We start from the raw sequence: 26,058 nt of genomic DNA, 5'->3' as shown, positions 1-26,058 counted from the left end.
TTTTTTGTGGCCAGCCTAGCGGCCCTCGGGATGCCATGGCAACGGCCCACCTCTCAAATACCCACCCCATGGGAACCGTTCGCCGATTAATTGCCCAGCGATGAAGTGGATGGCCAAGGGGCAATTCCCACTCCGCCAGTTGGGTGTTCGGCCCAGGCTGTACTACACCTTGTCAGGACGTGACGCACGCACGTCCAGGTGAGCAGCCGAGGAGTGGTTCCCTTGTTGAAGTGGTTGGAGCGGGTCTGTTTGCTGGCGGGCGCCCTGATGGTGGGGGTGTTCGGGCTGTCTCGTTGGCACGCCCACCATGGCTATCAGCAGGCGCTGGAACAGTTTGAACAGCAGCTCAGCGTCCCCGAGGCCCCCGCAGCCGCCGCCCTGGGGCCGGTTATCCGCACCACCTGGTTGCAGCCAGCCCCGATAACCCCCGTCTCCCCTGAGTTGGCTCCCCAAGCGCCGACAGCATCGCCTGAACCGCCCCCGGCACACGTCGAAGCCCCGCCGCCCCAAACCCCCTCACCGCTCTACCTGACCACGCCCCTGGCCAGCCCCGGTGGCGAGAGTGGCCTGCTGCCGGAGGCCAGTCGCTGGTCCGAGAGCCGCCGCGCCGGGTATCAGCGGGCCTCGCAACTGGACAACACCCAGCCCCGGGCATTGCTTGAGATCCCGGGGATCGATCTGGTGGTGCCGGTGTTCGATGGCCTGGCGGAGCGACTGCTTAACAAGGGGGTGGGGCGGATCCCCAACGGCGGCCGGTGGGACGGCGAGGGCAACTTGGCCCTGGCCGGCCACAGAGACGGGTTCTTCCGACGGCTCGGTGAGCTAGAACGGGGCGATGCGCTCTGGGTGACCGATGCCCAGGGACAACAACATCGTTTCGAGGTGGACGCCACCGAAATCGTAGAACCCGATGCAGTGTCCGTGCTGGCTCCGGGACCGGCGCCGGCGCTCACCCTGGTGACCTGTTACCCCTTCCATTTTTTGGGTAGCGCGCCTCAGCGCTACATCGTCAAAGCGGTCCGCTCAGACGAGCCGGACCTGGTTGAGGAGTAGATGATGATGAACCGACTCAAAGGGCTGTGGCCCATGATGCTGGTGTTGTTTGCCGGGGCCGCCCAGGCCACCGATTGCAGTGAAATCCAGTGGCACCAGGATGTGCTGGCCGCCTACCCGGGGGCGGCGAAAGCCTGTCAGGCGGTGGTGGAGATTGACGGCGAGGAGCGGGTGGAGATCGTGGCGGACTTTGTGCGCGCCCACCCGGGCAACAAGATCACCGTGGACATTCACCAGGTTGACGGCACCAAGGAGCGTCTGACCGTCAAGGTGGATAAAGACGTCAAGGTGAACGACCAGGTCGAGTTGGAAGTCCTGCCCCGGGGCTACGAGATGACCATCTACGTCCCGCAGGATCGCTTCGAGGTGGCCAAGGCTCGGTCTGACGTGGAGTACGTGGTGGAAGAGGTGGTGGTGGCCGAGGTGGCCTACCTGCCGGACACCGCCTCGGACTGGTACCTGCTGGGTGCGCTGGGGGCCTTTATGCTGGCCCTGGGGTCGGCTCTTGGGATCTGGCGCCACACCCGCGCCTAAAACCGGCCGTCAGGCGCTGCCTTAGGGCAGCACCTCGACGCGCACCTCGACCAGCCCCTGGTTGAGATCGGCAATTTGTCGAAAGCCGTGGCGGCTGAGATCGATGATGCGGCCGCGGACAAAGGGGCCACGGTCGTTGATGCGCACCACGATGCTGCGGTTGTTGGCCAGGTTGGTGACCCGCACCTTGGTGCCAAAGGGCAGGGTTTTGTGGGCCGCTGTCATGGCGTTCTGATCGAAGCGCTCGCCGTTGGCGGTGGTGCGGCCCTGGTATTTGTCGGCGTAAAAGGACGCCAGGCCCTGCTCGGTGGTGCCGGCGCGCCCTTGGCGCAGATCGTCGCTGAGACTGCTGCAGCCGGCCAGCCACAAAACCATCAAGGCCATAAACAAACGGCGTGTCATTGGGAGTCCTCCAAAAAAATGGGGGCCACCATAGCCCCTGATGGCGCCGAAGGCCAGGGGCGCGCGTGGCCGGTGTGCAGTGCTTCACCGCCTGGCGTCCAAGTGGCGACTTTTCGGTCCAAAGACAACCTGATAGGTTGGTAGCCTGTTGAGCCCAACATCCGGGAAGGAACCCCATGACGTCAAGCGCCGCCCTGCACCTGAGGCCCATCGAATCCAGAGACGACGGGGCCATTGCCGCCATTATTCGCCAGACCCTGGTGGAGTACGGGGCCAACCGCCCAGGTTTTGCCTGGGCGGATCCGGAGCTGGACCGGCTCAGCCAGGTGTACACCGGTCCCGGCGCCCGCTACCTGGTGGCCGAGTTGGAGGGCACTTTGGTGGGCGGGGCAGGTATTGCCCCCTTTGCCTGCCATCTGGATGCCGTTTGCGAGCTGCAGAAGATGTACCTGGGCCCCCTCGCTCGGGGACGAGGCGTCGGCCAGGCGCTGATAAGCGCGCTGCTGCCCTTTGCCTCAGAAGCGGGCTATCGCCACTGCTACCTGGAAACCTTTGGTCCCATGACCGCGGCTCAGGCCCTGTACCGCAAAAACGGCTTTGAACCCCTGGCACAGCCCTGGGGGGACAGTGGCCATACCGCGTGCGACTGCTGGTTTGCCAAAAAACTGGAGCGCCCATGAGGCGCACTCTGGGCTGGGCCGCCCTGGTCCTATCGGCGCCCTTGGCCGCGGACTCCGAAGTGTCGCCGACGCTGGTGCCTTTGGCGTCGGTGGCCCCGCACGTAGTGCAGGAGCTGCGCTACGGTGGGCAGAACAATTTTGTCGGCACCGTGGTGACCGGTTACGAACGCCCCCGGTGCCTGTTAAGCGTGCCGGCTGCCGTGGCCCTGGCCCGGGTCCAGATGCGGGCCGAGGGCTTCGGTCTGAGCCTTAAGGTGTACGACTGCTACCGGCCTCAGCGCGCGGTCAACCACTTTGTCCGCTGGGCCGAGGATCTGGGCGATACCGCCATGAAACTGCAGTTCTACCCCGAGGTGGCGAAGGCCCGGCTGTTCGAGCTGGGGTACATCGCCGAGCGTTCCGGCCACAGCCGCGGCAGCACCGTGGATCTGACCCTGGTACGAAGCGATGGCGGCGAGGGCAGCGAGAAGCGGCCTGGTGGGCTGTCCGACTGCCGTCAGGGAATGGGGGAGTCGGGGCCCCACGCCTCCCTGTCCATGGGCAGCGGCTACGACTGCTTCGACCCGCGCTCCCACACCGCCAACCCCGGCATCAGCCCCGAGGCCCGGGCCAATCGACTCCTGCTGCTTCTGCTGATGGAGTCCGAGGGCTTTGTGAATTACGACAAGGAGTGGTGGCACTTTACCCTGGCGGACGAGCCCTATCCGGAGCAGTACCTGGACATTCCGCTGCAGTGAGGTGTCCAATCCCCTAAATCCACGGCGCCACAGCACGGGAACCGGTTATGAATCAGGACACGGGATTAAGCGAAGCCACCCTCAAAGAGCTCAAACGGGCGCTGCTGAAGCGGCGGGCGACGGTACAAGAGAGCCTGGATGAGTTGCTGGCGGATCTTAAGGGGCGGGCCCCCTGTTACGCCGACGCGGCAGAGCGGGGGTTTTACGAGACGCAGCGGGCGATGACGGAGCGGCGCATCGCTCAGGAGCAAGCCAACCTGGCGCGCATCGAGCGGGCCTTGGCCAAGATGGCCGAGGGACGTTACGGAATTTGCGAGCGCAGCGGTGAGCCCATTTCGCTAGAGCGGCTGCGGGTGCTGCCGGAGGCCGAGCACGACCAGTAGCAGGCTCAGGCGGCGGGCGCGTTGGCCGGTGGCGGCTCGACGGTTTGGCTGTGGCGGTTCAAAAACGCCAGGGAGAGGCGGTTAAAGCGGTCGGCGTTCTCCACGTTACAGACGTGGCCGCAGTCCTGGATCACCGCCAGATCGGCGCTGGCGTGGTGGCGGGCCATCTCTTTCACCGGCTTCAAGAACATGTGGTCGTTCTCGCCCATGATGTAGAGGGTGGGGATGGCCAGCTCCTTCTCCTTGAAGTAGCGCATCAGCGGGTTCACTTCCGCCGCCAGGCGGAACCAGCGCTTGAACTCCTTTTGGCACAGGCGACGGGCCTCGCGGACAAAGAGATGGCGGGAGGGGGCCTGGGCCTTCTTGGGCATGATGATCCAGGCGAACAATTTGTAGAGCCACATGTAGGGCACCACGTTCTTAAGCGCATTGCCCAGACGCACCAGCACCTGGGAGAACCGGTTCAGCCGGGTGACGGCGCCGCCCAGCACCATGGTTTTGACGCGCTGGGGCTCCAGCTCCGCCAGGGTGCGGATGATGATGGTGCCCAGGGAGATCCCCACAAAGTGGGCGGAGCGGATCTTCAGGTGATCCAGCAGTTCCACTACGTCCTTGGTGACGGAGCGGAAGCAGTACTGACCCTCGATGAGGTTTTTCACTATCGCCTTGCTGGCGCCGTGGCCACGCAGGTCGAGCAGCAGGACGTTGAACTCGGCCCGGTAGGCCTTGAGCTGCTTAAACCAGATGTTGGAGCTGCCGCCGGCGCCGTGCACCATCACCACCCAGTCCCGGGGTTCGGGATGGACAAAGGTTCTGTGGTGCAGCAGGGCGTGACTCAAAGGACGTCTCCAACAGGTTGAGCTTCAATCAGTTTGCTCGGCAGGGTAACACCTGTCCGTGGCCGGGTAAAAAGTTTACTGGCGGGGGTGTGACCGGCGACAGCCTGGATTCAGCTTGGCTGCAGGTAGGGCACCCGGGCGAGAAAGCAGGCCACCGACTGTTCGCTGGCGTCGAAATGGGGCTGGGGCAGGGCGGTGGGATCCACCCAGCGCCATCCTTCGCACTTGTCCGGTTCACGGTTGATCACCTCGCCGCCGGGGAAGGCCGCCAGCAGGCACACTGACACGTAGTGCTTGCCCTCCTCGGCAAAGGTACGCAGGTTGTTGGTCACGGCGATCACTTGAGGATCGCGAATGCGCAGGCCGGTTTCCTCTTCAATCTCGCGGATGGCGGCGGCCTCGAAGCCCTCGCCCAGCTCAAGATGGCCCCCAGGGATCGACCAGTAGGGGGCGTGACTGCCCCGGCGTTTGCCGATGAGGATCTTGCCGTCCTGGCGCTGGATGATGATGCCGATGCCGACCTTGGGCGCTGTCATGCTGAGCCTCGCTGAACCTGGGCGAGGCAGCATGGCCCAGGGCTAACAGGATGTCAAAATTCGGATCCGGGTCACTTGCCTTTGGACGTCGGGGAGGACAGAATATCAGCCATATCTAATGTAAGGAGGCAACATGGCCGATAAGCAGTACAAGATCACCAGTCGCATGACCGACGGCTGGAAAGTCACCGCCCAGGTGCGCAAGCACACCCTGGTGATCGATCAGCCCAGCGGCGGCGATGAGGGCGCCAACCCGCTGGAGACTTTCCTGTTCTCCCTGGCCGGTTGCCTCTCCGCCATCGCCAAGATGGTGGCCCGCGAGCAGGGGATCACCCTGGGCGGCATCGAGGTGGAGATCACCGGCGTGCTGAACCCCGCGGGCCTGACCGGCAAACCCACCGAAGATCCGGTGGGTTTCAAGTCCATCGACGCCCTGGCGCGCATCGACGCTCCCCTGAGCGACGAGGAGAAACAGGCGTTTTTCGACCTGGTGTGCCACCGCTGCCCCATTCACGATAACTTGCTGCGGGCCACGGTGGTGACCCATCAGGCTTGAACTTGGCCAGCGACTCGCTAGACTACGGCGCCTATTTGGCGCCTTTTTACTGTGAAATCGGTCACCTATAGTGAAACCCATGGCGCCGCATGTGACTGAGAGTGAATGCGATTGTGAGTGAACAGCCCAGCGTTGAGATCCAGCACCAACCCCCGTTCCGGTGGCGCTTTTTGGCGCCCAGTTACTGGGGCGTCTGGTTGGCGGTGGGCCTGGCGGCGTCCCTGGCGTTCCTGCCCCGCCGTCTGCGGGATGCCCTGGGGGCCGGTCTGGGCCGATTGGCACCCCGGCTGGCCAAACGGGGTTACCGCAACGCCCTGGTGAACCTGACGCTCTGCTTCCCCGACTGGAGCGAGCAGAAGAAAGAGCGGGTGATCCTCACCATGTACCAGCGGGCCGCCCAGGTGCTGCTCTCCTACGCCACCTTGCTGGTGCGCAGTCCAGACTACCTGGAGCGCCGGGTGCGACTGGTGGGCGAGGAGCACCTCTTGCCGCTGCTGGAGGCGGGCAAACCGGTGATCCTGATGGTGCCCCACAGCTGGGCCATCGAGTTTCCCGGGGTGCTGCTGGCCAAACGCGGCTATCCCATGACCACCATGATGAACCCCAATCCCAACCCCCTGGTGGACTGGCTGATGTGCCGGGTACGCAGCCGCTACGGCGGTAAGTTGTTTGCCCGCCAGGACGGCATCAAACAGTTTTTGACCGCCATCCGCGAAGGCCACAGCGCCTACTATTTGCCGGATCAGGACCACGGCATGAAAAAGAGCGAGTACGTGCCCTTTTTCGCCACTCATAAGGCCACGCTGCCGGGACTGGGCCGGATGACCGAGTCCACCGGCGCCGTGGTGGTGCCCATGCTGGCCAGCTACGATCCCACCAGCGGCTACTTCGAGGGCCACATCCGGCCGCCAATGTGGGACCTGCCCTCCGGGGACCGGGCTTACGACGCTCGGCGGATGAACGAGGAGCTGGAGGCGCTGATCTCCCCCTGTCCCGAGCAGTACATGTGGATATTGCAGCTGCTTAAGAGCCGCCCGGATGGTGAGATCAGCCCCTATTCCGCTTACGACAAGGCCAAAAAGGCCAAGGCCTGACCCCGGTCAATCCCTCTACAACGCCCGCTGCTGCGGGCGTTGGCGTATCTGGGGGCTACCCTGGACGTTCAGTTTAAGTTAAGGTGAGTGCAACCTTCAGGACACAACCATAACGAAAAAGTTTCGGGAAGGGATTCTCCATGACATCCGAAGTACGTCGCTGTTACCAGGTCGATTTTTGCCCCACCATGCTGCACCCTCGTTGTTGGGGGGCCTGGATCGCCATTGGCGCCCTGGTGGTGCTGGCCTACACCCCGATTCGACTGCGCCACTGGGTGGCCAAAGCCACGGTGCCGCTGTTCCGGCCGCTACTGAAAAAGCCCACCCGCATCGCCAAGGCCAACCTGGCCGCCTGCTACCCCGATATGCCCGCCGTCGAGCGTGCCGCCCTGCTGGATGAGCTGTTCTACACCTTCTTGATGGTGGGGATGGGGATGGGCACCCTGGCGGTGCGCGACAAGGATTACCTGGCCAGCAAGATTCGCTTCAGTGGCATGGAGCATGTGAAAGCGGCCCAGGCCCAGGGCAAACCTGTGGTGTTCCTGGTGCCCCATATGTTCGGCATCGAGTACGCTGGCGCCGCCCTCTCCATGGCGGGGCTGCCGATGCTGGGAATGGTCAAACACCATCGCAACCCGGTGTTCAACTGGCTGGCCTGCCGCCAGCGGGCCCGCTTCGGCGGCAAGCTGTTCCACCGCAACGCCGGGCTGACCGCGGTGATCCGTGAGCTCAAGCAGGGCTACAGCTTCTTCTATCTGCCGGATCAGGACCACGGTGCCGACAAGAGCGAGTTCGCCCCCTTCTTCGCCACCCAGAAGGCGACCCTGCCGGTGATCAGCCGCATCGCCCACTGCGCCGATGCCGTGGTACTGCCCCTGACCGTGGGGCTGGAAAAGATGGCCATCGAGGTCAGCATCGACGCGCCTTTGGTGTTGGAGCGGGTGGACAAGCCCACCGAGGCGCGGCTGTTGAACGAGCAGATGGAGCGGCTTATCGACCGCCACCGCGGTCAATACATGTGGTTTTTGAAGGTGCTTAAAACTCGCCCGGAGGGCGAAGGAAGACTCTACTAAGGATGGATAAACGGATGACAACGCTGTTGTTCTGGCTGGGAATTGCCATGATGCTGTTGGGAACCGGTCTGTTGCTGCTGACTGAGATCAGCCGAGCCGTGGGGGGCATGGTGGCCATCGCCTGCCTGCTGGCCGTCGGCTTTCTGGTCTCGGCGGGCGCCAAGATCGTCTGGTTTATCGGCAAGACCTAAATATTCCGGCCCCTCGGCCGCTATGCCCAGTCAAGGAAACGCGCCGCCCCCCACACCAACGTGGCTGGGGTGGTGCAGTTATGTCTGATCACAGGAGCGGGCGATGTTACGTCCCCTGAGCGGCGAAGACCGGTCGCTAATTGACAACCTCTATGGCTGTGCCGAGCGCATGGCGCTCATCGGTCCGGTGATGTCGCCGGAACAGCGGGCGCGACTGATGGCCGAACGGCTCAAACCCTGGCAACCCAGTAACAGCCACTGGCGCTGCTGGGTGATCGACGTTGAGGGCGGGGCTGGCATCGTTGGATTGCGCACCCTGCCCATGAGCCGGGCCACCGCCGAGGTGGGCTTTATGCTGCTCAAGGCGTATGAGGGACGGGGGCTGGCCAGTCAGGCCCTGGGGCTGCTGGTACAGAGGGCCTTTGGTGAGCTGGAGTTTGAGCGCCTGGTGGCGCTGTGTGTGCCGCAAAACCGCGGGTCGGTGACGGTACTGCGCCGCCAGGGCTTTGTCCTGGAGCATCGCTTCGAGGCGGCCGTGCCCTTCGATGATGGCCTCAGGGATGGGGTGCTGTACGCCCTTGAACGCTAGGCAGGGGGGCCTGACTGGCCACCAGGGCCTCTTTGCGCGCCTTGCTCCAGCGCTTGACCTGCCACTCGGCTTTGGCGGCCTCCACCCGATTGCCCACCGGACAGTGGTAGACCAGGGTGAGGGGGCCTTTGCCCCGAAGGGCTCGGGCCCCTTTGGGCGCGCCCTGCTGGTGCTCAGCAAAGCGGCGGGCGACGTCGGTGGTGATGCCGGTGTAGAGGTGGCCCGCACGGGTGCGCACCAGGTAGAGAAACCAGTCAGACATGGGGAACCTTTTTCATCCCGGCCAGTCTACCAGTGCGTGATCTCAGCTCAAAGTGCGGAAAATGAAAGAACTTTTCCCTTTTCCTCGTAATCTGTGTGATCACATTCCGATAACCCTTCAACTACCCCCAACGGGGTATGCCCCCCGTATGCCCGGTTGCCTAATCTGACCCTGCCGCCGCAATTTACCCGCGGCGAAGAGGGATGATGATGAAAACCATTAATAAACTGCTTCTGTCTGTCGCTGTTGCCGGGATCTGTGGCACCGCGGTAGCCAAACCTGTTGAATCCGATAACGAAGCTTGGAAAGCCAAGTTCCCCAACCAGTACAACTCCTGGGCCACCACCGCTGAAACCGGCGAAGTGGTCGACCTGCTGGCGGACGATCCGAACCTGGTGGTGCTGTGGGCTGGCTACGGCTTCTCCAAAGACTACAACCGTGCTCGCGGCCACTACTACGCCGTGACCGACGTGATCCAAACCCTGCGTACCGGTGGCCCCATGGGCGACACCGACGGCCCGATGCCGGCCGCTTGCTGGTCCTGTAAGTCTCCGGACGTGGCCCGCATGTACGAAGAAGTGGGCGAAGGCGCCTTCAACGACAAGAAGTTCGGTGCCTGGGGCCACGAGATGGGCAACGCCATCGGCTGTGCCGACTGTCACGAGACCGGCACCCCCAAGCTGACGCTGTCCCGTCCCTACGCCGAGCGCGCCCTGGAAAAAGTGGACATGCCCTTTGCTGAGCAGTCCCGCTCCATGAAAGCGGCCCAGACCTGTGCCCAGTGTCACGTGGAGTACTACTTCGACAAGACCGACCACAACAACGTGCGCTTCCCCTGGGAAAACGGCTTCACCGCCGAAGGGGCCGAGCAGTACTTTGACAGCATCGGTTTCGCCGACTGGACCCACAAGATCTCCAAGGCGCCCATGCTCAAAGCGCAGCACCCGGAGTTCGAAACCTGGGCCACCAGTGTGCACGCCGAGATGGACGTGACCTGTATCGACTGTCACATGCCCAAGGTCACCAACGACCAGGGTCGCAAGTTCTCCCAGCACAACGTGGGCAACGTAATGCGTGACAACTACGAAGCGGTGTGTGCTTCCTGTCACGGCGACGACAAGGCTGAAATGGAAGCCCTGATCAAGTCCAACAAAGAAGCGGTAAACACCGAGAAGCTGAAGGCCGAAGAGATCATCGTTCGCGCCCACTTCGAAGCCGGTGCCGCCTGGGATGCGGGTGCCAATGAGGAGGAGATGAAACAGGCTCTGACTCACATCCGTCACGCTCAGTGGCGCTGGGACTTCGCCATCGCTTCCCACGGTGTGCACGTCCACAACCCCAGCGAAGCCCTGCGTCTGCTGGCCTCCGCTCAGGAGCTGGGCCTCAAAGCCCAAGCCGAGCTGAAGAAGGTGCTGGATAAGTACGGTGTGGCCCAACCGGTCGCCATCCCGAACATCGCCACCAAAGAAGCCGCTCAGCAAGTGGTGGGCTGGGACAAGGCCAAGCTGGACGCCGAGAAGGCCGAGTTCATCGAAGAGCGCGTGAAGAAAGAGTGGAAGACCGACCTCCGCTAAGCGCCAACACTCTCACACAGTGATGTTGCCCGGCCGAAAGGCCGGGCTTTTTTGTACCTGGTCGCCATTGGATATGGGCCTGAAGCACCGAAGTGTGTCTGGCTGCAGACACCCAGCTTCGCCGACTTGCGGCGCCGAGCGCGCACGCCTGGGAGTGAAGTCGAGGACCAGGGAAGGCACGAGTGTCAGCCGAGCAGGAGGCAAGTCTGGTCATTGCTGAACGGGAAGCGGCGAAAGCGAGGGAACAGCCGCAGCGGAGGCAAGGGGAGTCCAGAGGGGCCATCGCCCCTCTGGTGCCCCCCGGGGCACTCCCGGCAACGGCGGGTTGGGGCCAGTCAGGCTGACTAAGGGTTGGCCACGGTAAAGGTATCGCAATCCCCCGGATCCCCCCGGGCCATCCCTTTTTGGAACCATTTAAGCCGCTGGGCGGAGCTGCCGTGGGTAAAGCTGTCGGGCACCACGGTGCCGGAACCGCGGCGTTGCAGACGGTCGTCACCGATGGCCTGGGCGGCGTTGAGCGCCTCCTCCAGATCCCCGCTTTCCAGGCGCTGTTGCTGGGCCAGGTAGTGCCCCCAGGCGCCGGCGTAGCAGTCCGCTTGCAGCTCCAGGCGCACCGACAGGGCGTTGGCGTCGGCCTGGCTGAGGCCCTGTTGGGCCTCGCGGACCCGGGCGCTAGTACCCAGCAGGGTTTGGACGTGGTGGCCCACCTCGTGGGCGATGACGTAGGCCTGGGCGAAATCCCCCGGCGCCCCCAGCTGACGGCGCAGGTCATCGTAGAAGCTCAGATCGATGTAGATCTGCTGGTCCGCCGGGCAGTAGAAGGGCCCCATGGCCGCCTGACCGGTGCCGCAGTGGGTGGCGGTGCTGCCCCGGTAGAGCACCAGGGTCGGCTCGATGTATTGGCCCCCCTGGGCGGCGAACTGCTGATGCCAGAAGGTCTCGGTGTCCGCCAGCACCACGGCGGTCATCTCCGCCAACTCATCGTCCTGTGGGGAGACCGCGGTGGTGGGCGCGCCCCCACCACCGCCTCCCAGCATCATCATCAGAAGCGCCGGGTCCAGACCGAAGTAGAGGCCGGCCAGCACCACCAGGATCCCGATAAGCCCCCCCTTGCCCCGGGGCAGGGGCAGCCCCATGGGGCGGCGTCCTTGCTGACGCCGGTCATCGATATTGCTGCTTCGTCGTTGTCCGCGCCAGCGCATCGGCGGCTCCTCCTGCGGCGGTGACTGCTCAAGTTTAGTCAGCCGCCGGGGCGGCGGGGGAAAAAGCCCGGGGCGTGTTCGGCGGGATGCCCACCAGTCATTGGCGAGTTTTTATCACCTTGGCGATGCATTTTCGGCCGCCTTTGTCACAAATTGTCTCAGTTCAGTCCAGGGGGCTTTTAATGCGCAAATCCTTGTTTATATTGGTGGGTCGCGAGAGAGACAAAGACTAGGGATGGTAATGAAGAATATCGTGATCTGCGCCGACGGCACCTGGAACGGCCCGGAGGCGGACAGCGCGCTGGATACCGCCACCAACGTTCTCAAGCTGTCCCGGGCGGTCGCCCCCCAGGATGGCCAGGGCAACGCCCAGGTGGTGTTCTACGACTGGGGCGTCGGTGCCGATGGCCAGCCTCTGACCGGCGGCGCCTTTGGTCGCGGGCTGAACAAGAACATCGTCGACGCCTACCGCTTTATCGTCCAAAACTACGATCCGGGGGATCACCTCTACCTGTTCGGCTTCAGCCGGGGCGCCTACACGGTGCGCAGCCTCGCAGGCCTTATCTACAACTGCGGGGTGCTGCAGCGGATCCACGCCAACCGCATCGTCGATGCCTTTGAGCTTTACAAGGATCGCAACACCCATCCCCAGGACCCGCGGGCCATGCTGTTTCGCTCCCACTACGCGGTGAAGGAGGAGGTGCGGGTGCGCTTTTTGGGGGCCTTTGACACCGTGGGGGCGCTTGGGGTGCCATTGCGGATGCTGGGCTGGCTCAATGAGCAGCACCTGTTCCACGACACCGAGCTTGGGCCCAACGTCGAGGTGGCCCGCCACGCCCTGTCGCTGGATGAACGGCGCAAGGACTTCGCCCCGGCCCTGTGGGAGCCCAAGGAGGGCGTAGACCTCAAACAGGTCTGGTTTGCCGGGGTGCACAGCGACGTCGGCGGGGGCTATCACCGGCCGCCCGGCGCCGGGCGACTGTCGGACATCCCCCTGGGCTGGATGGCCCGGGAAGCGCAAAAGGCGGGTCTGGAGGTGGAGAGCCACCTGTTCGCCCACCTGGATGAGGATCCCCTGGCCCCCCAGCACGAGGAGTACAACGGCTTCTATCGCCTGTTGGGGGAGCATCAGCGCGCCCTGGAGTCTGCGCATCGGCTGCACGTCAGCGTCAAGCAGCGCCACCTGGGCCTTGGATATCAACCACAGAGCCTGGAAGCGCGCATCGCCCTGGGGGACTGGGGCGTGCTGGAGGAGTAGGGCTCGCTCCCGCAAGGCTGAACCCTTCGCGACCTTTGGACCCACACCCCTCGGACCAACAAGGAAAAGCCCTTGGGGTGTTTGCTGATTGGGCCCGCGGGCCGCTGCACCTTGCGATGCTGAAGACCTTGCGGGAGCGGAACAGGGTGCCGGGGATGAGACCCCGGGCTGCCGTCTGGGTTTTAGGACACGGCATTGGCCAGGACTCGATAGGGCAAATCCTCGCCATTGCGGTGTCCCCGCCGGCCTAAGCCGGCGGGGCTGGCATCAGAAGTCGAACGCCAGGGTGAGGGTGTACTCGGTGCCGGAGTCCTTCCAGAGCACCTCGTTGCCCGCTTGGGTGTATTCCGCGTCCTCAGCCAGGATGTTCTTGGCCTTGAACTTCACCGCCATCATCTCCAGCGGATAGACGCTGTAAGTGAAATCCAGTGAGTGGAACGGCTGCTCGTACACGTCGTCCAGACCGGCGCTGCCGGCGTAGGCGATGCGCTCACCGAACACGTTGTACACCAGGGTCATGCTGTGCACCTCGTCGGGGGAGTCGAAGCTCAGCTGCAGGTTGGCAACCCACTCGGAGTGGCCGGTCATGCGACGCTTGGTGTTGGTCGGATCGATATTGCCCGAGGGTTTGATGGTGATCTCGGAGTCGCTCAGGGTGAGGTTACCGGCCAGGAACAATCCATCCCAGAAGCTGGAGCTGCGGTCGATAAAGCCCAACTCCTGATGGAACTCGGTCTCCAGGCCGTAGATCTCGCCGTTCTCGGCGTTCTGAAAGCCCAGCAACGTGTCCTGCTCGGTGATGAGCTGGACCGCCTCGATGGGGGCGTCCAGATCTTTGTAGAAGGCGCCCACACTGAGGTTGGAGCCGCTCTCCATGTACCACTCCCAGCGCAGGTCGTAGCTGAGGATGTCGGAGCTTTCCAGATCGGCGTTGCCGATCATGTCAAAGCCGGTCACCGGGTCCTGGAAGCGCACCGGGGCCACCTCCCGCAGGTCCGGGCGCACCAGGGTTTTGCTGAACGCGGCCCGCAGCTGCATCTCGTCGTTCATCATCCAGGTGGCGGACAGGGAGGGGTACCAGCCGTCCTCGGCGGTGACGTAGTCCTCGATGCTGTTGCGGCCCCCCTCGTCGGAGATCTCACCGTCGCTGGTCAGGGGCAGCACCGCCTGGCGGAAATCCTCGTAGCGCACGCCACCGGTCAGACGGAATTGATCGGCCCAGTTGAGATCGAACTCACCGAAACCGGCGTCGATCATCTGGGCGGCCACGTAGTCGTCGGTCTCGGACGCGGTGTCCAGCAGGGCAAAGCCATTTAGATCATCCAGGATGTTGGCGTCGCTGAACACGGTGTTGAAGTCACCGGTGATGTTGCGGTTGTCGTAGCGCGAGGTGTCGTAGGAGAGCCGGTAGCTGTTGGCGTTACGGGCCCGCTCGAAATACTCGTAGCCCCCCTTGAGGGTCAGCTCCGCGTCCCCCAGCAGCAGCGGCAGCGCCAGGTCGAAACCGTAGTTCTCGGTGTCGTCCACCAGGTCGCTGTAGCGGTACACGGCGGTATCGCCCCGCTTGGTGATCTGACGGGAGACGATCTCGCCGTTCTCATCCTCCACCACGTTGTAGGTGTAACGCAGCTCGTTGGGCGCGTAGCGGCGGGCACGGGCGTCGGTGTACTGCCAGTTGGCCTGCAGGTCCCACAGGTAAGGGAAGAAGTGCTGGCCGCGGATCTGGTTGGAGCGTAGGGTGCGCTCTTCGAAATCGATGTCGTAGCGCTCCAGGGCCCGGTCTTCGTTGATGGTGTCCAGAGTCTCCTCGAGGGCGATGCTGACGTCGTCCACGGTGTCGCTCAGGTAGGTGGTGAAGGTCTCAAGCTTGTGATCGTCCGTCCACTCCAGGCCCATGTTCCACATGCCGGAGACCTGGGTCTGGTGCTCGCTACCGCGGATCTCTGAGGTGGCGCTCTTGTCGCCCTGGTTGTTGACAAGCTCGGCGTCGCGCTGGGTGTAGTTGTCGGTCTGATCCTTGTAGTAGGTGCCGGCCACGAAGCCGAAACGCCAGTCACCGTTGTCGTCCAAGTCAAACTGATTGCCAAAGCTCAAGCTGCCACGGTAACCCGGGTAGCTGCTTTTCTCGTGGAGGGTCATGTCCCGGTTCATGTCCAGGGCCAGACCCCGGTTGATGGCCACCGCTTGCTGGGCATCGCCCACCACCGCGAAGATGTCGGTGACGGAGATCCCGCCGTAGGTGCGATAGGCATCCAGGATGCTTTGGGGCAGGGCGCGGCTGTCGTCGTCGCGACCCATCCAGTCCTCTTCGCCGCCGTTGTACATCAGGCGGTCGTCACTGGCGTTGGTGTTGTACTGGGCGCCAATGGAGAACTTGAAGAAGAAGTCCATGGGGATGGATTTGGTGCGGATGTCCACGTGTCCGCCGCCGAAGGTCGCGGGGCTGGAGGGGGAGGCCGCTTTTTGGACCGATAGGGACTCGATGATGGAGGCCGGGAAGAGGTCCAGGGGGATCACCGAACGGGTGGGATCCGGGGTCGGTACCTGGGCACCGTTCAAGGAGGTGCTGGAGTAGCGCTCACCCAGACCGCGTACGTAGATGAACTTGCCGTCACGCAGGGTCAGGCCGGTCACCCGGCGCAGGGCCGCGGCAGCGTCGCTGTCGCCGGTGCGCCCAATCTGTTCGGCGCCCATCAGGTCGGCCACGTAGGGCATCTCACGACGCTCTTCGATCACCTCAGACGCGACCCGCTGCAGGCGGCCCACCACGGCGATGCGTTCCACTTCGCCCTGAGCGCTCTGGTCGTCCTGCTCTTCGGCCACCGCGTGGGTGGACACCAGGCTGGCCAGACCCAAGGCAAACGCCACACTGCGGCTGATGGGGCTGGTGGTGAATTGGGGTTTCATAGGTCTCAATCCTTGTTGGGTAAAGCACCGGCCTGCCTAGAGTCAGCAGGCCGGCTGTCACGCTGGCATCGGCGGGCGGCATGGCCGCCCACGCGAGGATCACTGGGCGGAGAAGGTCCAGTTCTGGGTCCAGTCGTTGCTGCCGTCGAAGGCGCCGATGTAGTCGGTGGCGTCGAAGAAGCTGTCTTCCAGGCTCATGTCCTTACCGCTGCCCAGGGCCGCGGAGTCGGAGGCGGGCTGGCCATTGGTCAGCACCAGGGTGCCGAACTCGGCGCCGGTGAAGACCTGGTTGCCCTCTTGCCCCAGGAACCAGGCGCTGGTGTCGAAGCTATCGCTGTTCTTCACCGCCTCGACGCAGTCGATCAGGCTGTGGGTCATCACCAGGGAGCCGTCGGCGGCGTTGGCTTCGGTGCCGGCGTCGTTGATCTCAAGACACTCGCCGGAGGTCGCCTGACCCTTGACCAGCACGTTGTGCAGACGGGCGCGGGTGGCGACACGCAGCAGGATCCCTTCGGCATCGTCGCCGTCACCGTTGGTGGCGGCGCCCACCTCGATGGTGACGTTGGACAGCAGCGGATCGGAGTAGGGCAGGCCCAGGGGGTCGGACTTGGAGCTGTCCGCCTCGATGCCGCGGTTGGCCCGGTTGTCCTCATGCTGGATGTAGACGTACTGGGCTTTACCGGTCCAGCCGTTGGTCCAGTCCAGGGAGTCGTCGTTGTTGTCGGTCAGGTAGACGTACTTGAGGTTGACGCTGCCGCCCCAGAACTCCACGCCGTCGTCGTCGTTGCCGTGCACCTGGATGTACTCCACCAGGGTGCCGGAACCCACACCACCGAAGCTGATGCCGTTCATCTCCTGGGTGTCGTTCAGCTTGAAGCCGCCGTACTTGACCACCACGTGGCTCAGTTCACCGCTGGAGTCGGCGTTGTTGTTGCCGCCGAACAGGTGGTTGCCCACTTCGAAGGAGACGTTGCAGTCGTTCTTGTCCGGGCAGGTGTTGACCTCGGCGTTGCCCAGCAGCACCAGGCCACCCCACTGGCCGCGGTCGACCGGCAGGCCGAGGGCGTCCTCTTCGGAGGTGAAGGTGATGGGGTGCATCTCGTTGCCCTTGGCCATGATCTTGGAGCCGCGGGAGACCACCAGGTAGCTGCCGCCGTCGCCGAAGATGTTGGCGCCGGCCTCGATGGCCAGGGTGGCGGCGTTCTGGTTGTCACCGCCAACCACCACCGCGCCTTCGGCCAGCTTGTACCAGACGTTGGTGCCGGCCAGCAGGGTCACGTTTTGGGTGACGTTACCGGAGAGGGTGCACACCAGATCGGTGCCGTCGATCAGGGCGGCGGTGGCGGCGTCGTTGACGGTGCCTACCGGGCAGCTGCTGAGCGGCTGCAGTTCGGCCACCGGGGCGTCGTCATCGTGCAGACCGATGGTCCAGCCCTGGGTCCAGTCGTTGGCCCCGTCGAAGGCACCGATGTAGTCGGTGTCCATCAGGCGGCTGTCAATATTGGCCAGGTTGGCGGTGCCGTTGCCCAGAGCCGGGGAGGAGGCGTTGGGCAGGTAACCGTCCAGGTCGGCGGAGCCCACCAGGTTGCCGTCCTGACCCATAAACCAGGCTTCCACGTCCAGCAGCACGTTGTCGGCGTCGTCCTTCGGGTTTTTGAACGGCTCGACACAGTCGATGAGGCTGTTCTGGATGGTCAGGTCGCCCGCTTGGGCGTTGGCCACGGTGTCGGCACCGTTGATCTCCAGACACTCACCGGTGGTCAGGCTGCCCTTGACCAGGGTGCTGTACAGGTGCGCGCCGGTGGCCACGCGGAACAGGATCCCTTCGGCGTCGTCGCCATCACCGTTGGTGCCGCCGCCCAGGTTCAGGGTGACGTTGGCCAGCACCGGCTGGGACATGGGCAGGCCCAGGGGGTCAGACTTGGAGCTGTCCGCTTCGATGCCGCGGTTGCCGTTGTCGTCTTCGGTCTGGATGTAGATGAACTGGCCGGCGCCGGTCCAGCCGTTGGTCCAGTCCAGGGAGTCGTCGTTGTTGCCGGTCAGCACCACGTGGGACACGTTGACGGTACCGCCCCAGAACTCGATGCCGTCATCGTCGTTCATGTCCACCTGGATGTAGTCCACGGTGGTGCCGGCGCCGACGCCGCCGAAGCTGATGCCGTTCATCTCCTGGGTGTCGTTCAGCTTAAAGCCACCGTTCTCAACCCGTACGTACTTGAGGGTACCGGAGTTGTCGTCCTGCTGATCGCCCCCGAACAGGTGGTTGCCCACCTCGAAGGAGACGTCACAGGCGGACAGGTCGGCACAGGTGTTGACCGGGGCGTTGCCGAGCAGCACCAGGCCACCCCACTGACCGCGGTCGGTGGACAGGCCCAGGCCCGCCTCGACGGAGGTGAAGACGATGGGGGCATCGGCGCTGCCCACCGCTTCAATCTGAGAGCCGCGGGAGACCACCAGGTAGGAGTTGCTGTTGCCCAGCACCTTGGTGCCTTCGGCAATGGTCAGCACGCCGCTGTTCTCATTGTCGCCACCGACGATAACGGCGCCGGTCAGTTCCCACACCACGTCGTTGCCCAGGGCGATGTCACCGGACAGGGTGCCGGACAGGGTCCAGACCTCTTTGCCGTCGACGGAGGCGATGTTGGTGCTGCGGTTGGCGAAGTCACCGTAGGCTTCCTCGGTCGGGGAGGGGCCTTCGGTGGGCGGCGGGGTGGGGGCCACGGGGGTGTCGTCACCGCCGGTGTTGATGTTGATGTCACCGCCACAGCCAGCCAGAACCAGAGCCGACGCCAGGGCGCTCAGAGGGAACAGTTTTTTGAGTTTCATGAAGGTCTCCGCAAGGGGAACGCTATTGTTGTGTTGTGGATGGCGTTGCAAGGTAGTTGCGGAATGTTTCAGAAAAGTTAACTGTTTTTGCGCCAGATTGAGGCCGGATCCCAAACCCCGCTGCCATGGGGGTTTGCACCGGGCCTGACACATAACATTCAATAAAATGTCACGGAAATGTCCCTGAAAATCCGGGATTTGGCGACGAAAAAGCGGCAAGTCGCCGTTTGGATGTAAACGAGGTGATAATCGGAGTGAACCGGGTTATTTGTGTCGCCATCGTGCTGACCTTGGTGCTGCTGAGCCGGCGGGTGCCGGAGCGCTGGCGCGGCCTGTGGCTGCTCGCCCTGGGGGTGCTATTGGGCCAAAGCGTGGAGGCCAGCGGCTGGCAAACCGGCTGGGATGCTCACGCCATCAGCCAGGGGATCCTCTACCTGCTGCTGCCGCCACTGGCCCTGGAGATGGCCTTTCGCCTGCCCCTGCGGCGATTGACGCGGATCTGGCCCTACCTGGTGCCCCAGGCCCTGTTAAGCTTTTTCGCCGCGGTCACGGCCCTGGCCCTGGCGCTTTACTGGGGCATCGATCACTGGGGCTTTCCCTGGTTGTCCGCCCTGGTGGCCGGGGTGCTGTTGGCGGCGACGGATCCGGGTCACTGCATCGCGCTGCTGGGGCAGCGGCGCCAGCTGCTGACCTGGCTGGAGGGGGAGGGGGCGCTGGTCGATGCCCTGGCACTGACCCTGCTGGTGACCCTCTGGTCACTGGAGTCCACTGAGCAGTGGTCCTCGGGGGCGGGGCTGACCATGCTGGGCTGGACGCTGCTGGGCACCGGGGCCGGCACCCTGCTGGGACTGGGACTGTGGCGCCTGTTGCGCGCCTGGGACTGGCAGGCACCGCTGTGGCTGCTGTGGGGCTGGTGGGTCTATCTGGCCACCGAGTTGTGGCTGGGGGGGGCCGGGTTGGCGGCGCTGCTGCTGGCGGTATTGGTGCTGCGTCGTCGGCCCGGTGTGGCAGCCCCGACGCTGACCTATGGGCCGGTCTTGGCGGAGGCCCTGGTGGTGCTGCTGGGCTTTACCCTCACCTGGTCGATGTTTTCCGAGCGTTACTGGGCCATGGGCCTTGGGATCCTCGCCGCCTGGGGCGCCCGTTGGCTCAGCCTGCTGCCCTGGGTGGTGTTGCCCGGCCTGCCGATGCGCGCCAGTGACCGGCGGTTGTGGTTGCTGGCCCCCAGTCGCGGGCCCATCACCCTGGCGTTGGTGCTGGCCCTGCCCACCGAGCTGCCCGCCTGGTGGACAGTGCAGTCCATCGCCTTCGGCGTCATCCTGTTCGATTTGGTGTGTCTGCGCACTTGGCTGAGCCTTCACCTGGCTCGGGCGCCCCGCTGAAGGGCTCCGCGGGGGCCGGGGCCCGACGGCGCATCAGGCGGACCACCACCGCCAGGCTGGCCACCAGAAACAGCCCCAGGGGAATGAGCAGGGCCAGGCGGGCGATGTCGTCGCCATATTGGGCGTAGAAGGGGGTGTTGACCACGAAACGGCCGAACAGACCCAGACTGGCGGCCCAGCAGAAGGCGCTGACGAAGCTGACCAGGGCAAAGCGGGTCCGGGACAGGGCTGCCGCCCCCATCATCATGGGCACCAGGGCCCGGACAAAGGGAATAAACCGGGCGATGAACAGTGCCAGGATCCCATGACGTTCGAACAGGCTTCGGGCCCGCTCCAGGCTGCCGTCCGGCAGCACTCGGTCCACCCGCCAGCGTCCCGGTCTTCCCTGCATCCATCGTCCCTGTTCGTAGGCCAGGCAGGCCCCCAGGGTGGCGGCGATGGGGATCAGCACCAGGCTGACGTAGGGATCCAGTACCCCCAGGCCCACCAGGGCACCGGTGAAGATCACCAGGCTGTCGCCGGGCAGGGGCAGGAAGACGAAGGCGGACTCGATCAGCAGGATCAAACACAAGATCAGCACCAGGGTCCACAGCCTGGGGTAGGTTTGCAGGTAGAAGAGATCTTGGTGCCAGATGGCGTGAACGAGTTCGGGCATCAACGGGGACTCCATGTTCCGGGCAGAGGGCGGCCGCCTGGGCGACCGGGCAGCGGACAGGGTAGGAGAGCCAAGCTGAACCCAGGCTGACGGGAACGCTTAGCCCTTGTTGACCATGCGGGCTCGGGCCGGGTCCAGGGGCAGCACTTTGGCCTGGTGGCGGGTCAGCTCGGCGGGGTCATTGAGGGCCAGGGCGAGGCGATAGAGCTTGTCCTGCATCATGCCCATCACCTGAACCAGCCCGTGGTAGGGGTTCTTGGAATGGGCCAGGGTGCGGTCGACGTGGGACTGCAGGGCTTCGAGTTGAGGGCGGTGTTCGGGGCGGGCCTGGGCCAGGGCATCGGCCACCAGCTCGCGTTTGAGCCGGTCCAGGGCGTCGGGATCCGACTGGGCCAGGTGCAGCAGTTGATCGAAATCGGGCAGTGAAGCCATGCTCCCCTCCGTCGATGGCGATTCAACGTCCAGTGTCGGGGAGTTCGGTCCATGACGCGCCGGGGCGCGTCATGGAAATATGGTTGGCCTCCTGGGGTTTCGCAAGGCAATACCGGCGCTTAGGCCACCTGTGACAGCGTCGGGTTCACCGCCTCTTCAAGCTGCACCAGGCGCATGTTGCCGTCCAGATCCTCGGTGATGGCGGTGAAACTCTCCAGCCAGTCGCCGGTGTTGAGGTACTGCACCCCATCCTGGCTGCGCTGGTCCGGGCAGTGGATGTGCCCACAGACGATCCCCTCGACACCCTGGCGGCGGGCCTCGTCCACCGCCGCCTGGCGGTAGCGGGCCACGGCGTCGTTGGCGCCTTTGAGCCGGCTTTTGAGGTGCTTGGCCAGGGACCAATGCCCCTTGCCCCGCCAAGCGCGATACCGGTTCCAGACCCGGTTAAGCCACAACAGCGTCTCGTAGCCGTGCTGACCCATCAGGCGATGCAAGCGGCACAGCAACACGGCGCTGTCGAACTCATCCCCGTGGGTGATCAGAAAGTGCTCCCCCTTGAGGGTGCGATGAACTTGGCGTCGTCGCATTCGGATCCCCAGCAGTTCGCCCTGGCAGAACTCCCGCAGCACCCCGTCGTGATTGCCCGGCAGGTAGGTGATCTCCACCCCCTGAGCGGCCAGCTTGGCCAGTTTACGCAGCACCTGGTGGTGGCTGGCGGGCCAGTAGCGCTGCTTCTTCTGTGCCCAGAAATCGATGATGTCCCCCACCAGGTAGATCTGTTGGCATTGGCAGCGATTGAGCAGGGAAAGAATGCGGTCGGCCTGGCAGGCGCGGCTGCCCAGGTGAAGGTCGGAAAGGAAGAGGCTACGACACAGCAAAGGGGGCCGGTGCATGGCGGTTTCTCCTTGAAAGTTCGCTTCAACTTTCCGCACCGGCGTGACAGGGCCATGACGCCCTACGGACACTTTGATGTCAGTGTTTGCCCTCGAAGAAGTAGTTGATGCGTTCCCTCGGGCTGAGGTAGGCGTAGGCGCCCTTGGAGAGGGCCTCCGGAGGCAGGGATTTGGCCACCTTGAGCCCCTCGTCGCCGACGTTGATCACCGCCGCCTCCTGCACCGGGATGGCCGGGTCGTAGATCATCACGTTGGGGCTCAGCAGCGCTTTCTCGTTGATGGACATCACGATGCCGTACTGGCCGTTGTCCAACTGGACGATGGAGCCGGGGGGGTAGACCCCCATCATCTTAATGAACTGCTGCAGGTACTGGGTGTTGAGCTGCTCCTGGCGGTGCTTGAACAGCCAGCCCAGCGCCGTGTTGGGGGTGCGACGGCGGCGGGGATCCGGGTGGTGCACCAGGTTGTCGTATTCGTTGACCACGGTGACCAGCTGGGCCAGGGGATCGATCCGCTCCCCCTTAAGCCCCTCCGGGTAGCCACTGCCGTCGAGAAACTCGTGATGCTGACGGATGATGGCCACCGCCTGCCAGGGCAGGCCGTTGTCCCCCTCGATAAGGGTGTCTGCCAGGTTCGGATGGGTCTTGAACGCGGCCACCTCGGCGGCGGTTTTCGGCGGCGTGCTGGCCAGGGAGCCGGGCAGCTTGGCCTTACCAAAGTCGTGGAACAGCGCCCCCAGGCCAACGGTTTCGATCTCCATCTCCGTCAGACCCAGTTTCTTGGCCAGCATCAGCGACAGCACGGTCACGTTGAGCCCGTGATGGTGGATGGCGTCCTTGAGTTCCCCTTCGGCCATCAGGTGCAGCTCCAGGCCATCGGAGTTGAGCAACTCGTCGACCATGGTGCGCACCATGGTGGTGGCCGCCTGGATCCCCTCTTCGGGACGGCCCCGCACCTTGCTGGCCAGGGCCCGGGTGCGGGAGAGGTTGTCTCGGTAGTTCTGGGTGGTCTTTTTCAGGCCTCGGCGGTAGTTCTGCAGCCGCTCGATCTGGGCCTGCTTGGCCTGGGCCAAGGCTTGCTGGGCCTCGGCCAGGTCCTCGGCTTTAGGCGCTTGTGGGGTGGGGGCGTCCTCGGCGACCGCCGAGCGCTTCATGTCCACGAACACGAAATTGAGTTTCAGCCGTTTCAGCAGGGCGATCTGCTGCGCATCCTTGATGCGAAAGCTGTTGAACATGAAGGGGTGGTCGCGCCAGGGCAGGGGCAGGCGGATGTAGTGGCCTACCCGCAGCTTATCGATATCCAGTTTGGTGGTCGCTTGGCTCATAACTGTCGATAACGTCCGATGTTATCGACAGTTTAACTTAAGATAACTGACAGCGATACAACGCGTTACGGCCGTGCTAGCAGCTCGGCCAGCAACTCGTCCCGGCTCCAGGTGCGGTGGGCGATGCGCTGCCCATCACTGCTGGTGAGCTGGAAGTGGGGGTCTTCGGCGAAGCGCCGGGCGCTGTTGAGATCCATGCTCGGCACGCTGATGCGGTACTGCTCATTGGGCATCGCCTCGAAGCGGATCACCTGCACCGAGGAGCGCACGAACTCGTGGTCTTCGGCGTTGGACTCAAACAGGGCGTCGTAGCGTACGGTGATGATCTGCGGACCGGCGCCGAGGTCGATGACCTTGCGATAGACGTCGATGGGTTCACCGTTGAGGGTCAAAATCTGGATGTTCTTATCCGGCTGCAGTTCTGCCGCCACCAGGCTGGCGGAGAACATCAGAGGAAGGGCCAAACTTAGCAGTTTCATGAGAGCCTCCTTTGGGTCTGCCAAACAACAGACCGGACAAGGAGGCGCTCCTATTCACTCGGAAGTGGAAAAGCTTTCCAGCGGCAGGGTGAGGGTGATGCGGGCGCCCTGCAGGGGGGAGTTGTCGATGGTCAGCTCACCGCCGTAGGCCAGGGCCAACTCGTGGCACACCGCCAGGCCGATCCCCTGTCCCGGGTGGCGTTCGTCCGCCCGCTCGCCGCGCCGCAGCACCCGCTGGCGCTGTTCCGGATCGATCCCCGGGCCGTCATCCTCCACCTGCAATTGGCAGTGGCCCCGCTCGGTGAGACGGGCACTGACCCGAACCTGGTTGATGGCGAAGCGGTGGGCGTTGTCCATCAGGTTGCCCATCAGCTCCATCAGGTCCTCTTTCGAGCCGGGGAAGCGGCACTGGGCATCGATGTCGATGTGACAGTGGATCCCCTTATCGCGATAGACCTTGCTGAGCATGTTGGCCAACTGCTTGACCACCGGCTCGATGTCGGCGCTGCGCTGGCTGAGGCCCTGACGGCCCATCACCGCTTTGCGCAGCTGGTACTGCACCAGCAGGTCCATCTGGCCCAGCTGTTCGTAGAGCTCCTTGCTCCGTTTGGCCGGATCGCTCTGCTCGTCGAGGATTGCCTGGGCCGCCGCCAATCGGGTCTTCAGGCTGTGGGCCAGGTCCTTCATGGCGTTCTCGTAGGTGCTCTTGCGTCGCTCGGACTGGGCGAGCATCTCGTTCAGCGCCAGGGTGATCTCATGAAGCTCGTGGGCCTGGGGGGCGTCCAGACGCTCCCGGCGACCTTTGATGATCTCTCTGAGCTGCTGGCCCAACATCTTCAGCGGTTTCATGCCCCACAGGGCGGCGCTGATGAGCAGCAACAGCAGGATGGGGAGGGTGATCCCCACCTTGAGGGCCAATCGGCGATCCAGCACCTTGAGCTCGTGGGCAGCCTCGGTGCCGTCCCGCAGGATCAGCAGCACAAAGTGCCCGCGGTCGGTGTCGAACTCCAACGGATAGAGGTAGTAGGGGTTGCCATCACCCAGGATCACCGGTTGGGTGGCGATCTGCTCGACTGAATCCGGTAACAGGGGACAGAGGTCGCCCACGCCGTGGTTTATCAGGCCGCTGGACTGGTAAATTTGGTTGCCGGAACGGCACACGGCAAAGAGGTTGGCGCCGGCCTGGAAGCGTTCATCCTTGACCAGCTCGCCGGAGCCGATGTCGATGTTGTCTTCGCGCAGCTCCTCACCGATGTAGGCCAACTGCGCGGGCACGGTGCGGGCGTTACGGGCGTAGAGGTCATTCTCGTTCTGATAGCGTTCTGCCCCGGCCAGGGTGAGGGTGGCCAGGGTCAGGACGATCATCGAGGTGCCGATGACCCGCCGGAAGATGGTGGGGCGTCGGCACAGCTGGGCGAAGTGATTCATTATTCGCAGGCGTGGTTAAAACGGTAGCCCTGGCCGCGAATGGTGACAATGGGGCTGTCCATGCCACCGTTGACCAGCTTCTTGCGCAGTCGGGAGATCATCACCTCCACGGTGTTGGGATCCCCTTCGCGGTCTTCGTAGAGCACGTCCAGCAGGCGCTGCTTGGAGATCACCTGCTGGTGGTGGCGCATCAGGTACTCGAGGATCTGGTACTCGAAAGCGGTCAGCTCCAGCAGCTCGCCGTTCAGGGTGACGCTCTTGCCGGTCAGGTCCATCTTCAGCTGATCACAGGTGATCTCCGGCTTGATGAACCCGGCGCTGCGACGCACCAGGGCGTTCAGGCGGGCCATCAGCTCCTCGATGCGGAACGGCTTGACCAGGTAATCGTCGGCGCCGGCATTGAGGCCCTCCACCTTGTCCTGCCAGCTGTCGCGAGCGGTGAGGATCAGGATGGGGAACGCCTTGCCCTGGTCCCGCAGACGCTGGATCAGGGAAAGTCCGCTCTCGTCGGGCAGGCCCAGATCGATCACCGCAATGTCCAACGGGTAGTTGTTGGCCAGGTACTCCCCCTCGGAGGCGGTCTGGCTGGCCTGAACCTGGTTGCCCAGTTCGGTCAGTCGCACCTTGAGGTGGTGACACAGGAGCGGATCGTCTTCAATCACGAGAATTTGCATGGCGGACTCACGTTGATATAGGGGGCGTATTAAACGGATACAGCATATCGAGTTTGCCTGTATGTTGCCTGAATTGTTCCCCTTTGGCGACGAAG

The 26,058-nt window shown here is 63.9% G+C and carries 27 protein-coding genes; 13 read left to right on the top strand and 14 right to left on the bottom strand.

The window, feature by feature from the left end; all coding sequences use genetic code 11:
• Nucleotides 1–222 precede the first annotated feature (222 nt).
• On the top strand, nt 223–1,053 hold the full coding sequence (locus KUV81_RS06905; protein WP_222543100.1) for a class D sortase: 831 nt from the start codon (nt 223–225) through the stop codon (nt 1,051–1,053).
• Nucleotides 1,054–1,059: 6 nt separating this feature from the next.
• Nucleotides 1,060–1,587 (top strand): hypothetical protein, encoded by a 528-nt coding sequence (locus KUV81_RS06900; protein WP_222543099.1) that lies wholly within the window; start codon nt 1,060–1,062, stop codon nt 1,585–1,587.
• Between the two features lie 21 nt (nt 1,588–1,608).
• On the opposite strand, the gene KUV81_RS06895 is transcribed toward KUV81_RS06900, so the two are convergent.
• Nucleotides 1,609–1,989, bottom strand: coding sequence for a septal ring lytic transglycosylase RlpA family protein (locus KUV81_RS06895; RefSeq protein WP_222543098.1), 381 nt, complete (start codon nt 1,987–1,989; stop codon nt 1,609–1,611).
• Between the two features lie 176 nt (nt 1,990–2,165).
• Between KUV81_RS06895 and KUV81_RS06890 the strand changes: the two genes are divergently transcribed.
• Genes KUV81_RS06890 through KUV81_RS06880 form a run of 3 tightly spaced genes read left to right on the top strand, consistent with a single transcriptional unit; the run spans nt 2,166 to nt 3,789 of the window.
• Nucleotides 2,166–2,669 carry a GNAT family N-acetyltransferase gene (locus KUV81_RS06890; protein WP_222543097.1) on the top strand — a complete coding sequence of 168 codons (504 nt, stop codon included), beginning with the start codon at nt 2,166–2,168 and terminating at the stop codon, nt 2,667–2,669.
• Nucleotides 2,666–3,406 (top strand): M15 family metallopeptidase, encoded by a 741-nt coding sequence (locus KUV81_RS06885; RefSeq protein ID WP_222543096.1) that lies wholly within the window; start codon nt 2,666–2,668, stop codon nt 3,404–3,406. The genes KUV81_RS06890 and KUV81_RS06885 overlap by 4 nt, the downstream gene beginning before the upstream one ends.
• A gap of 47 nt (nt 3,407–3,453) precedes the next feature.
• A complete protein-coding gene (locus KUV81_RS06880) occupies nt 3,454–3,789 on the top strand; it encodes a TraR/DksA family transcriptional regulator (protein WP_222543095.1) in 336 nt (111 codons plus the stop codon).
• A 5-nt stretch (nt 3,790–3,794) separates the two neighbouring features.
• Here the strand turns inward: KUV81_RS06880 and KUV81_RS06875 are convergent, their stop codons facing one another.
• Both KUV81_RS06875 and KUV81_RS06870 read right to left on the bottom strand, forming a co-directional pair.
• Complete coding sequence (locus KUV81_RS06875) at nt 3,795–4,628, bottom strand: alpha/beta fold hydrolase (RefSeq protein ID WP_222543094.1); 834 nt, start codon at nt 4,626–4,628, stop codon at nt 3,795–3,797.
• Nucleotides 4,629–4,738: 110 nt separating this feature from the next.
• Complete coding sequence (locus KUV81_RS06870; RefSeq protein WP_222543093.1) at nt 4,739–5,164, bottom strand: nucleotide triphosphate diphosphatase NUDT15; 426 nt, start codon at nt 5,162–5,164, stop codon at nt 4,739–4,741.
• A gap of 133 nt (nt 5,165–5,297) precedes the next feature.
• Here KUV81_RS06870 and KUV81_RS06865 point away from each other — a divergent pair, with 133 nt between their 5' ends.
• The 5 genes from KUV81_RS06865 (at nt 5,298) to KUV81_RS06845 (ending at nt 8,667) form a co-directional block, all read left to right on the top strand.
• On the top strand, nt 5,298–5,720 hold the full coding sequence (locus tag KUV81_RS06865; RefSeq protein WP_222543092.1) for an OsmC family protein: 423 nt from the start codon (nt 5,298–5,300) through the stop codon (nt 5,718–5,720).
• Between the two features lie 113 nt (nt 5,721–5,833).
• A complete protein-coding gene (gene lpxM / locus KUV81_RS06860; RefSeq protein WP_222543091.1) occupies nt 5,834–6,814 on the top strand; it encodes a lauroyl-Kdo(2)-lipid IV(A) myristoyltransferase in 981 nt (326 codons plus the stop codon).
• Nucleotides 6,815–6,954: 140 nt separating this feature from the next.
• Nucleotides 6,955–7,887, top strand: coding sequence for a lauroyl-Kdo(2)-lipid IV(A) myristoyltransferase (locus tag KUV81_RS06855; RefSeq protein ID WP_222543090.1), 933 nt, complete (start codon nt 6,955–6,957; stop codon nt 7,885–7,887).
• Nucleotides 7,888–7,901: 14 nt separating this feature from the next.
• On the top strand, nt 7,902–8,078 hold the full coding sequence (locus KUV81_RS06850; RefSeq protein ID WP_222543089.1) for a hypothetical protein: 177 nt from the start codon (nt 7,902–7,904) through the stop codon (nt 8,076–8,078).
• A 103-nt stretch (nt 8,079–8,181) separates the two neighbouring features.
• Entirely contained in the window at nt 8,182–8,667 is a 486-nt protein-coding gene (locus KUV81_RS06845; RefSeq protein ID WP_222543088.1) for a GNAT family N-acetyltransferase, read from the top strand.
• Here the strand turns inward: KUV81_RS06845 and KUV81_RS06840 are convergent.
• Nucleotides 8,633–8,929, bottom strand: coding sequence for a GIY-YIG nuclease family protein (locus KUV81_RS06840; protein WP_222543087.1), 297 nt, complete (start codon nt 8,927–8,929; stop codon nt 8,633–8,635). The genes KUV81_RS06845 and KUV81_RS06840 overlap by 35 nt on opposite strands.
• 209 nt (nt 8,930–9,138) lie before the next feature.
• On the opposite strand from KUV81_RS06840, the gene nrfA reads away from it, so the two are divergent.
• The gene (gene nrfA, locus KUV81_RS06835; RefSeq protein ID WP_222543086.1) at nt 9,139–10,503 is read left to right on the top strand and encodes an ammonia-forming cytochrome c nitrite reductase; all 1,365 of its coding nucleotides are present in this window, start codon (nt 9,139–9,141) and stop codon (nt 10,501–10,503) included.
• A 344-nt stretch (nt 10,504–10,847) separates the two neighbouring features.
• Here the strand turns inward: nrfA and KUV81_RS06830 are convergent, their stop codons facing one another.
• Nucleotides 10,848–11,705 carry a neutral zinc metallopeptidase gene (locus KUV81_RS06830; RefSeq protein ID WP_222543085.1) on the bottom strand — a complete coding sequence of 286 codons (858 nt, stop codon included), beginning with the start codon at nt 11,703–11,705 and terminating at the stop codon, nt 10,848–10,850.
• 241 nt (nt 11,706–11,946) lie between these two features.
• Between KUV81_RS06830 and KUV81_RS06825 the strand changes: the two genes are divergently transcribed.
• Nucleotides 11,947–12,963: a DUF2235 domain-containing protein gene (locus tag KUV81_RS06825; protein ID WP_222543084.1), complete on the top strand. Its 1,017-nt coding sequence runs from the start codon at nt 11,947–11,949 to the stop codon at nt 12,961–12,963.
• A gap of 267 nt (nt 12,964–13,230) precedes the next feature.
• Here KUV81_RS06825 and KUV81_RS06820 read toward each other — a convergent pair whose 3' ends face one another.
• Complete coding sequence (locus KUV81_RS06820) at nt 13,231–15,870, bottom strand: TonB-dependent receptor domain-containing protein (protein ID WP_222543083.1); 2,640 nt, start codon at nt 15,868–15,870, stop codon at nt 13,231–13,233.
• 99 nt (nt 15,871–15,969) lie between these two features.
• Complete coding sequence (locus tag KUV81_RS06815) at nt 15,970–18,696, bottom strand: hypothetical protein (RefSeq protein WP_222543082.1); 2,727 nt, start codon at nt 18,694–18,696, stop codon at nt 15,970–15,972.
• 254 nt (nt 18,697–18,950) lie between these two features.
• Here KUV81_RS06815 and KUV81_RS06810 point away from each other — a divergent pair, with 254 nt between their 5' ends.
• Entirely contained in the window at nt 18,951–20,078 is a 1,128-nt protein-coding gene (locus KUV81_RS06810; RefSeq protein WP_222543081.1) for a cation:proton antiporter, read from the top strand.
• On the opposite strand, the gene KUV81_RS06805 is transcribed toward KUV81_RS06810, so the two are convergent.
• From KUV81_RS06805 to KUV81_RS06775, 7 genes are all read right to left on the bottom strand, one after another.
• On the bottom strand, nt 20,011–20,733 hold the full coding sequence (locus KUV81_RS06805) for a DedA family protein (RefSeq protein WP_222543080.1): 723 nt from the start codon (nt 20,731–20,733) through the stop codon (nt 20,011–20,013). The two genes, KUV81_RS06810 and KUV81_RS06805, sit on opposite strands and share 68 nt — an antisense overlap.
• 99 nt (nt 20,734–20,832) lie before the next feature.
• Nucleotides 20,833–21,165 (bottom strand): DUF3135 domain-containing protein, encoded by a 333-nt coding sequence (locus KUV81_RS06800; RefSeq protein WP_222543079.1) that lies wholly within the window; start codon nt 21,163–21,165, stop codon nt 20,833–20,835.
• Nucleotides 21,166–21,284: 119 nt separating this feature from the next.
• Nucleotides 21,285–22,058, bottom strand: coding sequence for a UDP-2,3-diacylglucosamine diphosphatase (locus KUV81_RS06795; protein WP_222543078.1), 774 nt, complete (start codon nt 22,056–22,058; stop codon nt 21,285–21,287).
• 79 nt (nt 22,059–22,137) lie between these two features.
• Nucleotides 22,138–23,382 (bottom strand): HD-GYP domain-containing protein, encoded by a 1,245-nt coding sequence (locus tag KUV81_RS06790; RefSeq protein WP_222543077.1) that lies wholly within the window; start codon nt 23,380–23,382, stop codon nt 22,138–22,140.
• Between the two features lie 65 nt (nt 23,383–23,447).
• Nucleotides 23,448–23,861, bottom strand: a complete 414-nt coding sequence (locus KUV81_RS06785; protein WP_222543076.1) for a DUF2057 family protein — start codon at nt 23,859–23,861, stop codon at nt 23,448–23,450.
• 54 nt (nt 23,862–23,915) lie between these two features.
• Entirely contained in the window at nt 23,916–25,289 is a 1,374-nt protein-coding gene (locus tag KUV81_RS06780) for an ATP-binding protein (RefSeq protein WP_222543075.1), read from the bottom strand.
• Complete coding sequence (locus KUV81_RS06775; RefSeq protein ID WP_222543074.1) at nt 25,289–25,963, bottom strand: response regulator; 675 nt, start codon at nt 25,961–25,963, stop codon at nt 25,289–25,291. The genes KUV81_RS06780 and KUV81_RS06775 overlap by 1 nt, the downstream gene beginning before the upstream one ends.
• Nucleotides 25,964–26,058 lie beyond the last annotated feature (95 nt).

Source organism: Ferrimonas balearica, assembly GCF_019802085.1.
Taxonomy (GTDB): Bacteria; Pseudomonadota; Gammaproteobacteria; order Enterobacterales; family Shewanellaceae; genus Ferrimonas; species Ferrimonas balearica_B.
This window is presented reverse-complemented; position numbering and strand designations above follow the sequence as displayed.